This window comes from Catenovulum maritimum, assembly GCF_001050375.1.
GTDB classification, from domain to species: domain Bacteria; phylum Pseudomonadota; class Gammaproteobacteria; order Enterobacterales; family Alteromonadaceae; genus Catenovulum; species Catenovulum maritimum.
The window spans coordinates 1-15587 of record NZ_KQ130502.1 but is presented as its reverse complement, the minus strand read 5'-3'; the positions used below and the strand labels follow the sequence as shown (position 1 = coordinate 15587).

At 36.1% G+C, this 15587-nt stretch carries 11 protein-coding genes; 8 read left to right on the top strand and 3 right to left on the bottom strand.

Annotated elements, in window-relative coordinates; all coding sequences use genetic code 11:
• Window positions 1–9 precede the first annotated feature (9 nt).
• The 7 genes from XM47_RS15790 (at window position 10) to XM47_RS15760 (ending at window position 10951) form a co-directional block, all read left to right on the top strand.
• Window positions 10–753 (top strand): ThuA domain-containing protein, encoded by a 744-nt coding sequence (locus tag XM47_RS15790; RefSeq protein WP_048694666.1) that lies wholly within the window; start codon window positions 10–12, stop codon window positions 751–753.
• A gap of 497 nt (window positions 754–1250) precedes the next feature.
• Entirely contained in the window at window positions 1251–4439 is a 3189-nt protein-coding gene (locus tag XM47_RS15785; protein ID WP_048694664.1) for a TonB-dependent receptor, read from the top strand.
• A gap of 57 nt (window positions 4440–4496) precedes the next feature.
• Window positions 4497–6047: a tryptophan halogenase family protein gene (locus XM47_RS15780; protein WP_048694661.1), complete on the top strand. Its 1551-nt coding sequence runs from the start codon at window positions 4497–4499 to the stop codon at window positions 6045–6047.
• Window positions 6044–7504: a tryptophan 7-halogenase gene (locus XM47_RS15775; protein WP_048694660.1), complete on the top strand. Its 1461-nt coding sequence runs from the start codon at window positions 6044–6046 to the stop codon at window positions 7502–7504. Before XM47_RS15780 ends, XM47_RS15775 begins: the two co-directional genes overlap by 4 nt.
• 8 nt (window positions 7505–7512) lie before the next feature.
• Window positions 7513–9033, top strand: coding sequence for a tryptophan halogenase family protein (locus XM47_RS15770; RefSeq protein ID WP_048694658.1), 1521 nt, complete (start codon window positions 7513–7515; stop codon window positions 9031–9033).
• A gap of 40 nt (window positions 9034–9073) precedes the next feature.
• Complete coding sequence (locus XM47_RS15765; protein ID WP_412731127.1) at window positions 9074–9805, top strand: NUDIX hydrolase; 732 nt, start codon at window positions 9074–9076, stop codon at window positions 9803–9805.
• Between the two features lie 63 nt (window positions 9806–9868).
• Window positions 9869–10951: a type 1 periplasmic-binding domain-containing protein gene (locus XM47_RS15760; protein WP_048694655.1), complete on the top strand. Its 1083-nt coding sequence runs from the start codon at window positions 9869–9871 to the stop codon at window positions 10949–10951.
• Window positions 10952–11021: 70 nt separating this feature from the next.
• Here XM47_RS15760 and XM47_RS15755 read toward each other — a convergent pair whose 3' ends face one another.
• From XM47_RS15755 to XM47_RS15745, 3 genes are all read right to left on the bottom strand, one after another.
• Window positions 11022–12005 (bottom strand): glycoside hydrolase family 43 protein, encoded by a 984-nt coding sequence (locus XM47_RS15755; RefSeq protein WP_245623487.1) that lies wholly within the window; start codon window positions 12003–12005, stop codon window positions 11022–11024.
• A 213-nt stretch (window positions 12006–12218) separates the two neighbouring features.
• Complete coding sequence (locus tag XM47_RS15750; RefSeq protein WP_048694650.1) at window positions 12219–13613, bottom strand: glycoside-pentoside-hexuronide (GPH):cation symporter; 1395 nt, start codon at window positions 13611–13613, stop codon at window positions 12219–12221.
• Between the two features lie 170 nt (window positions 13614–13783).
• On the bottom strand, window positions 13784–14671 hold the full coding sequence (locus tag XM47_RS15745; RefSeq protein WP_149865537.1) for a type 2 periplasmic-binding domain-containing protein: 888 nt from the start codon (window positions 14669–14671) through the stop codon (window positions 13784–13786).
• Window positions 14672–14924: 253 nt separating this feature from the next.
• Here XM47_RS15745 and XM47_RS15740 point away from each other — a divergent pair.
• The coding region (locus XM47_RS15740; protein WP_048694643.1) for a carbohydrate binding domain-containing protein at window positions 14925–15587 on the top strand (663 nt) is incomplete at its 3' end.

Genomic DNA, 15587 nt, shown 5'->3' with positions numbered 1-15587 from the left:
AGAGAATTTATGAAATTAGTATTAGCTATATTTATCAATTTAACTTTCATGGGGGAGCTAATGGCCAAACAATTTAATGTGATGTTATTTACTAAAACGAATGCTTGGCATCATGAATCTATTTTAGACGGCGTAACGGCAATTAAAAAGCTAGCTGAAAAGCATCATTTTGATCTTGAGTGGCATGAAGACCCAAACCAGTTTAACGAAGAAAATTTAAATCGATTTGATGCAATCGTTTTTTTATCTACCAGTGGGGATGTTTTTAACCATACTCAAAAGCAGGCCTTTAAGCAATTTATTCAAAGAGGTAAGGGATTTGTGGGTATTCATAGTGCATCAGATACTGAACACAATTGGACTTGGTACACTAAACTGGTTGGCCGGCGCTTTATTGTTCACCCTGAAATTCAAACCGCTAAATTGGACTTAGTCAATCATGACTTTCCGGGTTTATCTTGGTTTCCCAAAAATCAATTATGGACAGATGAATGGTATGAGTTTGGACCTGAGTTATCTAATAAGTTAAATTATTTATTAGCTGTTGATGAGACGAGCTACGAGCCTAGAGCTAACATGGGCGATGTTATTGGCCATGGAATGGGAAATTTTCATCCAATTGCTTGGTACCAATATTATGATGGTGGTAGATCCTTTTACACCGCATTAGGGCATACCTCAGCTGTCTATCGTAACTCTTATTTTCTAGATCATTTATTCGGTGGTATTTATTGGGCTGCTACGGCTAAATAAATTTACTCAGTCGTTCACATCAAAACTATCAAGATAAGGTGGCAATTACTCACTTTATCTTGCTTTCATCTGTAACAGATAAACTATAGTAAATAACCTGATTGAGTTAGTTAACCTCTAATCTCGAGTAAGGTTAAATATAATATTTTTCAATTTACGCCAACATTAATGTATCTTTGACATTAAGGTTCGTATTTAAAGTTTTATCTACTAATATCTAAAGCAAGAACAATTAAAAAAATAAAAATTAAAGTTAACTATCTGATTTTAAACTTAATAAATGAAATGTTAGGATGGTTTTTCGTTCAGGATAAAAATATATAAATTTGAAATTCTAGCTTTATGGACTAAATTCTATCTATTATCTTAAAAAATAACTTAATGGTCAGTTTGACTATAAATATTAATTGTTTTAATATTGTAAACAGGTTTTTGGGTAAAACTAGAATCTATGTAAATAATAAATTTAATTAACTAGAAGATACATGGGGTTTAAAATGCCACAGAATGTAAAAACAACGGCACCTGTTTTCAAAAAGAGTTTGCTCGCACTAACGATTTTAGGTTTAAGCACTCCTGCTTTTACTGCAGAACAAACAGACGAAGAAGTTGAAGTAATATCAGTTAAAGGTTTACGCGGAAGCTTAATGAAAGCACAAGATATTAAGCGCGAGTCATCTACATTTGTTGATGCGATATCAGCAGAAGATATAGGTGCTTTACCAGATAGAAGTGTATTAGAAGCAATGTCTCGTGTTCCGGGTGTCTCAATTGAGCGTTTTGCGGCAGCAAATGACCCTGACCATTTTGGGATAGAAGGGAGTGGTGCTGTTATTCGTGGTATGACTCAAACAAGAAGTGAATTTAACGGTAGAGATACTTTTAGTGCTAACTCAAATCGGGGTTTAAGCTTTCAAGATGTGCCACCTGAATTAATGGGTTCGGTTAAAGTTTATAAAAACCAATCAGCTGATATGATCGAAGGCGGTATAGGTGGCACGGTAAATTTAAATACGCGTTTACCTTTTGATCAAGCGGACAGAGTTGTCGCAATTTCTGCTGATTATACCTATACAGATATGGCCGAAGAGTGGTCACCAAGTTTGTCAGCTATGTTTAGTGACCGCTGGCAAACTGATATTGGTGAATTCGGTTTTTTAGTCAATTTAGCTCAATCAGATTTAACTAGCAGATCAGATGGACTTCAATCAGAAATCGTATTAGAAAGAACGGACTTAGTTGAAGGTCAAACCGTTTATGCCCCTAATGGGGGTAACATGAATACCCAGATTCAAGATCGACAACGTGATGGTTTAGGTTTAGCCGCACAGTGGGAAAATAACGATCGCACTATGTTAGTCACAGCACAGTTCTTGCGCTCGGACGCTAGCTTAGGATGGAATGAAAGAACCATAAGCTTTCAAACCAATATGTGGGAAGACGATGGGGTTACAATTCGAGACGAATCCTATCCGTTAGACGGTTACCCTAGTTATGATTATGACCAAAATGGTGTTTTCCAATCAGGATACATAACACATGTAGCACTTGGTGGTTGGCGTTCTAACGGTAATGATGCTGAGCGTGTGCCTCAAGCTGCTGACTGGTCAGGTAATCCTGTGCCACAATTTGGTAATGTTTTTCAAACCACGACTCGTCGTAAACAACAATCGACACTGGTAGAAGATGCTTCGCTTAATTTCAAATTTAGGCCAAATGATACTTGGTCCCATGAGCTTGATATCCAATTTGTCGATGCAGAAACAAAAGATGATGATGCAACTTTATACTTAAGCTTTTTTGCTAATCAGTTCTTAGATCTTTCAGGTGATGCGCCAAAAATCAGATTTGGTGAACCTTGGAATGGCCATGCTGGTGGCAACGGCCGTGAAGGGAATGAAGCATTTCTACAAGATAAATCATCTTATCATTGGCGCTCAGCAATGGACCACTATGAAAGAAGTGAAGGTGAGGAAAGTGCGTTTCAATGGGATACTAAATACGTAACAGATTCTGGCTTTATTACTTCGATAAAAGCGGGTGTGAGGTATGCCGAGCGTGAGCAAACGGTTAAATTTACTGAATACAATTGGCAAACTTTAGGTGCTTTACACTCTGCCGATCATAATGGTGATGGCTATGCTGCTGCTTGGATGGATATCCCCGCCAGTGCTGACTTAGTTAATGATGTTGAAAATGTTAGTTGGGATGATCATTTTGGTGGTGGCCATGTCAGTATTCCTGGAGATGGTACAACGATTCATCCTTCATTTGAGATAGTGAATGATTATCAAAACTGGGGCACTAGGTTAGCGCCTGTTGCGAGTGACTGGGAACCTGCGGCTGATAGACCTAGAAATCAATTAGGTGTAGATAGCAATGGCAACCCTGTATATGAAGAATTTGATAGCCACTTTAGGCCAAACGAAATCAATGACTTTGTAGAAACGAATAAAGCGGCTTATGTACGTTTCGACTTTGCTTATGATGATAGTCCAATTCCTTTTACTGGTAATTTTGGTGGTCGTTATGTGAAACTTGAGCGAGAGACTAGTGGTTACATCTCATTTCCTTACCTAGAAGTTAAACCATTAGAGTCATTTCAAATTGATGGTGTAACAGCAGAAGAAGCGCAAGCAGCGTTTGAAAATCAGGTTAACTATCACTTGCCTCAAGATGATTTAGATTTTGCAAATGATGGTGTAGCACCGATTTCAGCTTCAACATCTGATAGTTATTTCTTACCGAGTTTGAATCTTAAATTCGAATTAGATGATGATTTAATTGCCCGTTTTGCGGCATCAAAAGCCATTGCATATCCAAATACAGGTGATATGAAAAGTTTTGTTTCACTATCAGATGATCTAAGACCTGCAGTAGTACGTGAAGGTGATGGTGAAGATTCTAAAATTGTGAGTGCTGATGTAATTCGTTGGACAGGTAATTCTGGTAATGCTCAGCTTAAACCTATGCAATCAATCCAATATGATTTTTCATTAGAATGGTATTTCGGCGAAGATAGTTCATTAACCGGGACGCTTTTTTATAAAGATTTAAAAGACTTTTGGGTAACGGGTGGTGTTGACGAAACCTTTACCAATAATGGCGTTACCAACACAGTTACTATACAAAAGCCTGTCAATACGGATGAAGGTAAAATGAAAGGTTTAGAGCTTGCTTATCAGCAGTTTTATCGCTTTTTACCTGCACCTTTTGATGGTTTAGGCATACAAGCAAACTATAGTTATATAGAGGCTTCAGGCGTGCCCAATTCAAACTTGTTTACGACCGATCCTGAAGGTAAACCAAAAGATGGACCGACTCAATTAGCTTTTGATGAGTTGCCTTTGGCTGGACAATCTAAGCATACTGCGAATTTTGTCACTATGTATGAGAAAAATGATTTCTCAGCTCGATTAGCTTATAACTGGCGTTCGTCTTACATGATTACTGCGCGCGATGTTATTGCACCACATAGACCTGTTTATGGTGAAGCGGCCGGTTACCTAGATGCCTCTATGTTTTATAATTTAACCGATCAAATCAAGATTGGTATACAAGGTGTTAATTTACTGAATACGATCACAAAAACGAGTATGCAGGTAGATGAAGCCGGTACTCGCTATGGGCGTTCTTGGTTCTTAAATGACAGACGTTACTCTGTTGTATTACAGGCTAAATTTTAACTAACCCTAAGGCGCATTATGTATTAATGCGCCTTAATTTTTTAAGATCTTTTTCATATGCACTTAGTTAAAAATATTGTCATTGTGGGTGGTGGTACAGCTGGTTGGATGACAGCAGCGGCTTTATCTAAATTAGTAATGCCTCATGGTTTTCAAGTTACTCTGATTGAGTCAGATAAAATTGGGACTGTTGGCGTTGGTGAAGCGACATTACCGCATTTGAGATATTTTAATCAGTTACTGGGTATAGATGAAAAAGAGTTTATGCAGGCAACTTCAGCAACTTTTAAGCTAGGGATCAAACTTAAAAATTGGAAAAATTTAAACCAAGATTACATCCACCCGTTTGGAGACTTTGGCCAGTCTATTCAAGGTGCCAATTTTATTCATGCTTGGCTAAAAGCAACTCAAGCTGGACTCAACTCTGATATTTCTGATTTTTCAGTTGGCGTTCAAGTTGCGCAAAATAATAAGTTTAAATTCCCTGAATCCAACCCAAACTCGGTTCTATCTTCCTATTCGTATGCTTATCATTTAGACGCAGGTTTATATGCAAAATTCCTAACTGATTTCTCGATAGAGAATGGTGTAAAGCGTATAGCAGGCGAGATAGAAAAAGTTGAGCTGAACAATCAAGGCGATGTTTTCCAGTTGATATTGCAGTCAGGAGAATCGATTACAGGCGACTTATTTATTGACTGTTCTGGCTTTAGAGGTTTATTAATAAACCAAGCTTTAAACGTAGAATTTGATAATTGGCAACACTGGTTACCTTGTGATAGTGCGGTGGCCATAGCATCAGAAAAAACAGACGAGTTATTACCTTATTCAACAGCAACAGCTAAAACCGCTGGTTGGCAGTGGAAAATCCCGCTACAAACTAGAGTAGGAAATGGTTTAGTTTATTGCAGTCAGTACATGAATAAAGGACAAGCTGAAGATGAGGTTTTAGCTGGGTTAGAATCAAAGCCAATTAGCACATTTAATCATCTAAATTTTAAAACAGGAAAGCGAAAACAAACTTGGCACAAAAACGTGGTTGCCATTGGCTTATCATCAGGCTTTCTGGAACCGTTAGAATCAACCAGTATTTATTTAATTCAAGATTCAATAGAAAAGCTGATTGAGTTCTTTCCCCATAATGGGCTGCTACAAGTTCATATTGATGAATTTAACCGTTTAGTCGATAACGAGTATCTTAGAATAAGAGATTTTTTGATTATGCATTACCATGTCAATCAAAGGTCAGATAGTCAATTTTGGTTAGATATGCAAAACATGGCTATACCAGAATCGCTTGAAGAAAAATTAACCTTATTTAAAAAATATGCACATGTGCCTTATTACGGCCAAGGGTTGTTTCTAGAGCCTAGTTGGGTTGCTGTACTTGTTGGACAAGGTATGCTGCCTGAAAATTACAGTCCAAAATTAACGAATTTGAATCAAGCCGATTTAATCCAAATGCTAGAGAAAATGAAAGATTTAATTAAACAAGCGAGTCTTTCTTTACCTGAGCATAGTGATTTTCTTACAAACTTTCTGGCCAACGAAAATCGACTTAGCAATAGTAAATTAGCGAGTAAAAGTTTGTATGGGAGTCGAAATTGAATTCGATAAAAAAGCTGAATCAAATTGCGGTTTTAGGTAACTCGTGTACAGCTTGGTTGAGTGCTTATACGCTCGCATATAAATTTAAAGGCATATTTGAAGTGTTACTCATAACAGATGAAGAACCACTGCAAGATTCAATTTTGTCATTATCACCTAAAACAAGAAAATTTAATGAATTAATCGGCTTAGATACGACTGATTTGATTAACGCCTACAAAGCTAGTTATCATTTTGCTTATGAGTTTTGTCATAATGCGAGTGACTCAACTGCTAATAAATTTTTGTTAGGATATGGTCAATATGGCATTCAATTCGATAATGCTAGTTTTTTTCAAGCCTTTAATTATATAAAGCATCAAGATAAACATTTTTCACGACTAAAGAGTACAAAGCTAGAAAATTATTGCATAACAAACCATTTGGCTCGTCATGGGCAAGATATTTTACCCTCGAATAATCCAAATTCTCCATTAAGCACCCATGACTATGGTTTGCAGGTATCTGAACTTAGCTTGCGAAATTATATTATTTCTAAAGCTTGCAAGCTTGGTTTAACTCAATATAACAATAAGGTTAGTAGTTTGGACAAGGCAGGTTGTGAAATTAAAAGTATATTGCTGGATAGTAATAAATTGCTTAAGCCTGATTTGGTGATTGATTGTTTAACTCAAAATGAAGAGGCAAGTGATTTTGAAGCCTGGAAAGAACTGACACCATATAATCATAAAATTAACGACTTAAACCCAGCTCAATCTCAAGGTCAGTCTCAAGTACAGACAAAAGTTCAAAGTCCATGCTTAATCGCTCAGGTTGTTGTAAATCCGGACACTATTAGACTAATCTCTAATAGCCAATCTACACAGCAGATAACTAAACACTCAGCTGATCAAAGTTTAGAAAATCTAGATAATATAACTAAACAAAATCAAGAAAGTTTAATCTATAAGCCAGGGCTTTATAAATACGCTTGGCAGTCTAATGTAGTTAAATTAAACAATTGCCAACCATTATTAGACAATTTTGTATGTTCCAAAATAGATTTAATTCAACTTAATTTAAATCGTTTAATAGATATGCTGCCAAGTCATACTGATTTTGAGTCGATTGCAAAAGAATATAATCGAATTAGTATTGAAGAAGCTAATCACTTAAGAGATTTTCATCTTTTATTAATACATAGCAAGCAGATAGACAATTTAGCTAATCAAAATCTACCACATTCTTTTTTGCATAAGATCAAGTTATTTTTGGAGCAGGGTAAATACCCCAAGTATGACACTGACTGTGTTGGCTATGAAATATGGCAGGCTTATTTGCTGAGTTTAGGTATTTGGCCAAAATATCCTGATAGCCTTAGTCTAAACTTAAACTCTGAAAAGCTATTAACGGCTTTAAATCAAATATATACAGTGTTTAGTAAAATAAACACTGATCTGTCTCTAGCAAATAATTAGGTGTATATATGACACAAGATCAATCAATAGAAAAAATCGTCATTGTTGGCGGCGGTACGGCAGGTTGGATGACAGCTGCAGCAATGGCAAAATTGATTAAAAAACCTAATTGCACTATTACCCTAATTGAATCGGCAGACATACCGACAGTCGGTGTTGGTGAAGCGACTATACCGCAAATTCAGTTATTTAACGCTTTACTGGGTATTGACGAAAATGAGTTTGTAAAAGCGACTCAAGCGACTTTTAAACACGGGATAGAGTTTGTTAATTGGAAGCAAAATAACCATAAGTATATGCACCCATTTGGCACCATAGGCTTAAATTTTGAAGGAGTCGATTTTCATCATTATTGGAACAAGCTCAATCAAACTAATCAAGCAGGATCAATCGAGGATTATGCCTTTAACTGTGTTGCTGCTTATAATCATAAAATGATGCGGTCTATTAATGTACCTAATTCGCCACTGAATAATATCGCTTATGCTTTTCACTTTGATGCTGGTTTATATGCAAAGTGGTTAAGAAATTTTGCCGAAAAAAATGGTGTTATTCGTATTGAAAATACAGTGCAAGAAGTAAAACTCGATTCAAAATCAGGCTTTATTAATTCAGTCGAATTAGCGGATGGTCAAGTAGTAGAAGGTGAGTTATTCATTGATTGTTCAGGCTTTAAAGGGCTGTTAATTGAAGAGGCATTGAATACAGGTTACGAACATTGGGGACATTGGTTACCTTGTGATAGAGCAGTTGTAGCGCCTAGTAAAAATGTTGCTGACCCCGTACCTTATACGCGCTCGACTGCGCATGGCGCAGGATGGCAATGGCGTATCCCTTTACAGCATAGAACTGGCAACGGCCATGTATATTCAAGTCGGTTTATGTCAGATGACGAAGCGAAACAGACTTTACTAGACAATATTGAAGGCCAAGTATTAACCGAACCTAGAGTGGTTAAATTCACCACAGGTACGCGAAGAAAACATTGGAATAAAAATTGTGTTGCCATTGGGTTATCGAGTGGCTTTATTGAGCCATTAGAATCAACCTCAATACATTTAATTCAAAGTAGCATTTCTCGTTTAATGAGTTTATTTCCGGATAAAAGCTTTGAAAAAAGTGTCATAGATACTTTTAACTCACAGACAAAGTTAGAAGTGGAAAGAATTCGAGATTTTATTATTCTTCACTACAAAGTGACTGAAAGAGAAGATACAGAATTTTGGCGATACTGTAAAAATATGGAAGTGCCAGCGTATTTAGAACAAAAGATAAAGTTGTTTAGCCAAACTGGTCGTATATTTCGCCAAGACGATGAATTATTTAACCAATCCAGTTGGTTAGCTGTTATGTTAGGTCAAGGCATTACGCCCGAGGCATATCATCCGTTAGTTGATAATTTATCACTTGAAGAAATACGCCATCGTTGTGACAATATAAAAAAGGTCATCAAAGAGTCTGTTGAACGCATGCCTAAACAATCTGAATTTATTAATAAATTTTGTCGTGCGAATTTAGAATCTGTTTAGCCATATTTGATGAGTACTAAGTTTAATTTGAGAGAATGCAATGACAGGTGAACCAAAAATGCTTGCCCCAGAAATGGATGATGCTGAATTAATACCAAAAGACTGTATGTCGAATCTATCAGTCGATAGTCTTATTTTTGCTATGGATGAAGGTCGACTTAAGATTTTATTAGTTAAATATAATCAAGGTTTAGCAGCAGGTAAGTGGGGCTTAATAGGTCATTGGGTCAAATGGGATGAAGATATAGAAAGCGCTGCTTATCGTGTTGTTAATACAACAACAGGCGTTAAAGATTTTCATCTAGATCAGCTCTCAGCTTTTGGTAATGTAAATCGTTACCCTATTAGACGTATTGTAACTGTCGCTTATTATGCACTCGTTAGATTAGAAGAGACTCAAATCATACGTGGTGAAAACACACACGAAATCCAGTGGTTTGATGTTAGAAATTTACCTGAGCTTATCTTTGACCATAAAGATATTATTGAATCTTGCTTAGAACATTTTAAATACAAAGTAAGACATGAGCCGATAGGTTTTAGTTTACTGCCTGAAAAATTCACCTTGCTGCAACTGCAAGAGCTATACGAAGCTATGCTAGAGGTGACTCTAGATAAGCCGAATTTTAGACGTAAGATTAATAAAATGAATTTGCTGATTGATTGCAAAGAAAAACAAAAAGGCGTTGCGCATCGTGCAGCCTCTTTATATAGGTTTGATATTAATGTCTATGAAAAATTAAGGGAATTTGGCTTTAGCTTTGAATATTAACTTATGTGCTTAGATGTATATGGGCGTATATGCTACAGTTAATTTAATCGTTAACAGAACACCATGCCTATGTACTCTTTGTGTAAAGCTTTAATCGTAATTATTTTACCATTTACCAGTTTATTCGCGCTCGCGGAAAAGGTTAAAGTCGCTTATTTTATTCCAGCCGCTGAGTCTCAAGTTTTTTGGGATTCAACAATCCCCATAGCTAAAGAGTCTGCGAAACAATTTGAAATCGATCTCAGTATAATTTTAGCAGGATACGATAGATTTAATTATATCGAGAATGTGAACAAGGCAGTTAACTTAACCCAATTTGATTACGCGATTGTTAGGCCGCTTGGCGGTAACACGAAAAAGTTGTTCGATTTACTTGAAAGCAAAAACATTCGCTATATTAGCTTTGAAGCAGAACCTAAAGAACTTGGGTTAAATTCACTTGAATCCATTCGTAAATCCTATCCAAATTGGCGACAAAATATTTATTACGACAATATAGAAGCCAGTGAAAGTATCACTCAATATGCAATTAACCGGGCTAAAAAGCTTGATGTAAACTGCAATATTATTGCATTGTCAGGGTCTTGGGATAATGTAACTCAGGCTCGAGAGTTAGGATTGAAAAATATAGTTAATCTTGACCCTGAATGTGAGATAAAGTCACTTGCAAAAACGCATTGGGAAGTAAGCCGGACAGAGCAACAACTCTCACTTAACTCATTAAAGCAAGCTGAAACCTCTATTTATTGGACTGCAGGTAGTGAATTAGCGATAGCCGTTACTAATAAGGTAATGATAGATGAAGAAAAGACTGTACTTGTTACTTTCGATTTTATTACAGATGCACTTGAGCTAGTCGAAAACAAAAAAATAGCAGCCAGTATTGGTGGGCATTTTATTTTCCCCTACCTTGCTATGATACAGATAAATCAAGATCTCATAAAAAAAGACTCAATGGATTTTAGAGAAGATAAGATCAAGTTGGGCTTAGTCGACTTAAAAAATGTTGGTGTTGTACTCCAAAAATTAAAAGCATCCCAATGGGATAAAATCGATTTGGTTAGTTATTCTCAATATTTGAGACAAACAAACAATAACGCGACATTTGATGCACTAAAGTTAATTAACAAATTACCGCTAAACTAACCTCGCGTTGAGGGCGTTTCATTAAAGCATTTGTCTGCTGTAATGAAACACTCTGCAAAACATATTTTATTTATTCGTAAGGTTCTATTGTCTGAATTGTGCCATCTGGATTATGGATTAATTCTGTCATTTTTATACTTCGTAAATGGGTTTGACCACCCGATAAAGAACTATCATGGTAAAAAAGATACCATTTACCATCGTATTGTGTGATTGAATGATGGGTTGTCCAACCTAACACAGGATTTAAAATAACGCCTTGATATTTAAATGGTCCGTAGGGTGAGTCACTCGTTGCATACACAATTTTATGTGTATCACCAGTTGAGTAAGACAAATAGTATTGCTTATTAAATTTGTGCACCCAAGGGCCTTCAAAAAACCTTCTATCAGTATCACCCGCAACTAATAGCTCACCATTTTCATCTAAGATGTCTATCTCTTTTACTGTTTCACTGAGTGAAATCATATCCGTTGATAATTTAGCGACTCTAGGCTTAATTGCCGTTTCATTATCAGCTGGGTACATATCCTCAGTGTAGCTGCCGGATTGCCAACGTTGTAATTGGCCGCCCCAAATACCACCAAAGTATAAGTAATATTCGCCATTATCATTATAAACAGCCGGGTCTATACTGAATGTACCCTGAATAAAATCAGGTTCAGCGGTAAATGGACCTTCTGGACAGTCTCCTGAAGCCACACCAATTCTAAAAATACCTGATTGATCCCTGGCAGGAAAATACAAATAATATTGCCCATCTTTCTCTGCAGCGTCGGGTGCCCACATTTGTTTTGATGCCCAAGGTACATTGTCAATATCCAGAGCAACACCATGATCATTAATTTTTCCATTTGGGCGATCAAGAGAGAAAACATGATAATCACGCATCGCAAAGTGATCACCATCATCATTCATAGGTTCACTGGTTTCTATATCATGCGATGGGTAAATATAGAGTTTACCGTTAAATACATGCGCAGAAGGATCAGCTGTATAAATATGAGTGACTAAAGGCGGCGAAACTGCTTTGATATTTTCTGCCCTTTGCATATCACGTTGTGTCACAGCTTCGGCATCGCTCTGCACCTCATGTGCTTCTACTAAACTTGACTCAGGAATTGTGAGAGTTACTGATGATGTCATATTAATCCACTTTTTATCTATAATATGGTTACTAAATAAAAAAATATGATTATAGTTTTTAAGACTATAATCTTGGTAACCAAAAATTTTTGATCGAAATATATGAAACTGCGTTTTTATTTATGCGGTTTCACAAGCGTTTTCATTTTTAATTGAGCACGATTTAATCGTTTGATTGTTATTTGTTTTTAAATTGATATCCGCTAAGTATTCTTCAGACAATTTATATTTTCTGATTAAAATTAAACTTGCGAATAGGAGTAAAACAGGCGCGCCAGCAAAGGCAAATGTAATACCAAATATAGCATCGCTTGTTTGTTCTTGGTTAGGCACATAATTATAGGCAGCTAGTAACCAGCCAGCCGAAGCACCGCCAATTGCAAAACCCATTTTTATCGCTAATAAGTGGCCAGAAAAGGTCATTGCTGTGATACGTCTACCTATTTTAAGCACACCATAGTCAACTGTATCAGCGACCATGCTAAATAAAATCGGAGTAACTAGCATATGAGCAAAATTAGCGACAATAAAAATAAGGTAAATTAAAGTAATTTGATTAACCGGCATGATGAATAACAAGGCATGAGCAGCGATACCTACACTCAAACCGATTTGAAACAGTTTTTTATTCGTTATTATTTTGGATAAATATATGGTTGATACCGCACCTAACACAGATGCAATTCCACCAAGTGTCATAAAACTAGCGGTTAAGGTTTCATCACCTAAGACATATTTTACGTAATGAGGTGTAACAGAGCCTCTTAGTGCGACTAGTGTTAAAATAAACACACTGATAATGGAAATAATAACCCATTGATCATTTTTAAACAGGCTAAAGAAGTCGCCAGATATAGATTGATTTGGATCTCTTGGCGGTGGTGTTTGCTTTTCTTTTGTTAAAGCAAAGCAACCTAAAAAGCAGATGACAGCTAATAATGCCAGAACACTCATAGCATACTGGTAGCCCTTCGCTTTATCACCTTGTCCAAACCAATCAACCAAAATAGGTAAAGCTGAAACCACTATCAATAATCCCGTCATTGCCATGGCAAATCGGTAAGATTGTAATGAAGCTCTTTCTTTGGTGTTACTTGTCATTACTCCACCTAATGCAGAGTAGGGAATATTAATACTGGTATAAAGCATCATTAAAACTGCGTAAGTAATATAGGCATAGATTAGCTTACCGTCTTCACTAAACTCTGGAATGGTAAAGGCGACTATAGCCATGATGCCGTAAGGAATTGCCATAAATAAGAGATAAGGGCGGTAAACGCCCCATTTTGTTCGAGTTCTATCGGCTACTCCACCCATAATAGGGTCGGTAAAAGCATCAAATACCCGAACAACTAACATCAGTGTGCCAGCAGCAGCTGCGCCAATCCCAAAGACATCGGTATAGAAAATCAGCATGAAATTAGCAACAACTTGAAACACTATGTTGCTTGCTGTATCTCCTAAACCATAGCCAATTTTTTCTTTGAACGTTAGCTTAACACTAGTGTTCGACATATTATGCTCCAGATTTTTATTATAGTTAGAACACGCTTTAAACTTGTTTCTAACTTTTCTATATTGAATGATAGTGTCTACTTGACTATATTGCAATTGAAGTATCTAAATACAATATTCATTTTAGACAGACGAAATATATAAGGCTAAGCCTTTAGCTAACATTTAGCCTAATGTACCAGACTTTGGTTAGGGTCAAACCACAACTCTGCTCTGTCGGTTGGGGTTGCACTTGTTAGTTCTGGATTCTTCAGGTGAATGACATTTCTTTGTTTTAAGTTTGCTTTATTTAAGGCACTTTTAATATCTGGGTGTGAGTAAAACATTTTGTTGTACTCACCTGAACTGATAAGCGAATTTAAACTTGCCGTTAAGTAGCTAGCTAATTTTTTGTTTGATTTATTAACAAAGAAATAAAAAGGCGCTGTGTATCTAATCATAATATTGGATTCGACGACTAGATCTAATGCTTGCTCACGCTCTATTTCAGCCCAAGGTTCAGGAATACCTCTAGGGAAGTAATCAAATCTATCGCCTTCGAGCATATGAAATAGATTAATGTATTTAAGCTCCTTCACGACAGGTAGATTATTCGCTTGCAATATTTTAGTATCAGCCCAAAAAGAACCTTGGCCTGCTTTAAATTTTTTCAAGTCATCTAATGTTTTTACACCATGGAAAATATTTTGGTTTTGTTTTGTCACTATCGGGATCCGCATGCCGTACATACCTCGATAAATGGGTATGTAAATAGCTTGAAATTTTTCTTCGTGGGATTTACTTGTTAATGTCCAGATGATGTGGATTTTATCGTTTAACAGATCGTTATGTAATTTTGCTTCGCTTAACTGAATACCAGTTCCATCATCCATAAAATTAAGTTGGTATTTATTGTCTCTATTAATAAGGCTTTTTAACAATACGACAGCGAACCTTTGATCAGTAGATTTACCTTGTACATTCAATTGGATGGGAAGCCTTTCCTTAGCACAGACTGAATGTATAAAAATAATAGGAATGATTAATAAAAAAGTAATGCTTAGTAATCTATTTTTCATGTCAGCCTCTGTGTCTAATTACACTGTATTTACAATCCATTCTAATTTTATTGGAACATTAAAGTCAAGTGGACAATAAGTGTGTTTTTAAAGAGATCAAAATTTATTTTATAAGCCACTGTATTTAAAGGATTGTTTTATCATTAATTTTATAGCTATACATTTATGACTAAAAAAAATTCAAAACTAACTTGTAGTCATTATTACAATAATATAGATTTGTGTGTACAAGATGTTAACGGTGAATGTGTATATGAGAATTAATTTAAAAGCAAAAACCTTTATATTTGGTCTCTCTGGTTTACTAATTTCTGCATGCTCAGATCAGAATAAAACAGAAATTCCAAGTTTTTCGGCTGAAAATAAACAGCCAGAATCAGGATTAACAATTCAGACTTTGGACTTTGAATCTAATGATTTATCTGCATGGCAGTTTGAGTCCACTTCAAATTTAAATGTGTCGACCGAGGCTTACAAAACAGGTAACACTAGTTTGAAAGTGAGCGGGCTGAATGAGTCAGCTGTTATGCTTGATACGAGTAACAGTTTTACTAATGGTTATGAGTACACAATTTCAGCATGGGTTAAGGCTTCATCTACAGAAATAGATGAAATTAATTTAGCTTTAAACCTGATAGATGAAGCTGGTCCAAGAGAAAAATTAATTGCTCAGCATGTATTCGATCAAGTTTCAGCTAAGCCTTTAACACTGACCGCAGTTAATTCACAAAATAGCGGAAATGAATGGGTTTTAATTCAAGGCCATTATCAACACTTATTATTTGGACAGCTTAAATCTAGTGAAATTGTATTTAAGGTTTTGGGAGGTGATGGACAAAATTTAGAGTACTTTATTGATGACCTTAGTTTTACCGCAGGAAAAGTGAGCATTTCAGACGATTCCTCAGGTGGAGAC

Bases quoted from the DNA above. Each gene is read 5' to 3' on its own strand.
- XM47_RS15745 (WP_149865537.1), bottom strand. From the start codon at position 14,671: ATGAAAAATAGATTACTAAGCATTACTTTTTTATTAATCATTCCTATT.
- XM47_RS15785 (WP_048694664.1), top strand. From the start codon at position 1,251: ATGCCACAGAATGTAAAAACAACGGCACCTGTTTTCAAAAAGAGTTTG.
- XM47_RS15750 (WP_048694650.1), bottom strand. From the start codon at position 13,613: ATGTCGAACACTAGTGTTAAGCTAACGTTCAAAGAAAAAATTGGCTAT.
- XM47_RS15755 (WP_245623487.1), bottom strand. From the start codon at position 12,005: ATGCAAAGGGCAGAAAATATCAAAGCAGTTTCGCCGCCTTTAGTCACT.
- XM47_RS15780 (WP_048694661.1), top strand. From the start codon at position 4,497: ATGCACTTAGTTAAAAATATTGTCATTGTGGGTGGTGGTACAGCTGGT.
- XM47_RS15770 (WP_048694658.1), top strand. From the start codon at position 7,513: ATGACACAAGATCAATCAATAGAAAAAATCGTCATTGTTGGCGGCGGT.
- XM47_RS15760 (WP_048694655.1), top strand. From the start codon at position 9,869: ATGCCTATGTACTCTTTGTGTAAAGCTTTAATCGTAATTATTTTACCA.
- XM47_RS15790 (WP_048694666.1), top strand. From the start codon at position 10: ATGAAATTAGTATTAGCTATATTTATCAATTTAACTTTCATGGGGGAG.
- XM47_RS15765 (WP_412731127.1), top strand. From the start codon at position 9,074: ATGACAGGTGAACCAAAAATGCTTGCCCCAGAAATGGATGATGCTGAA.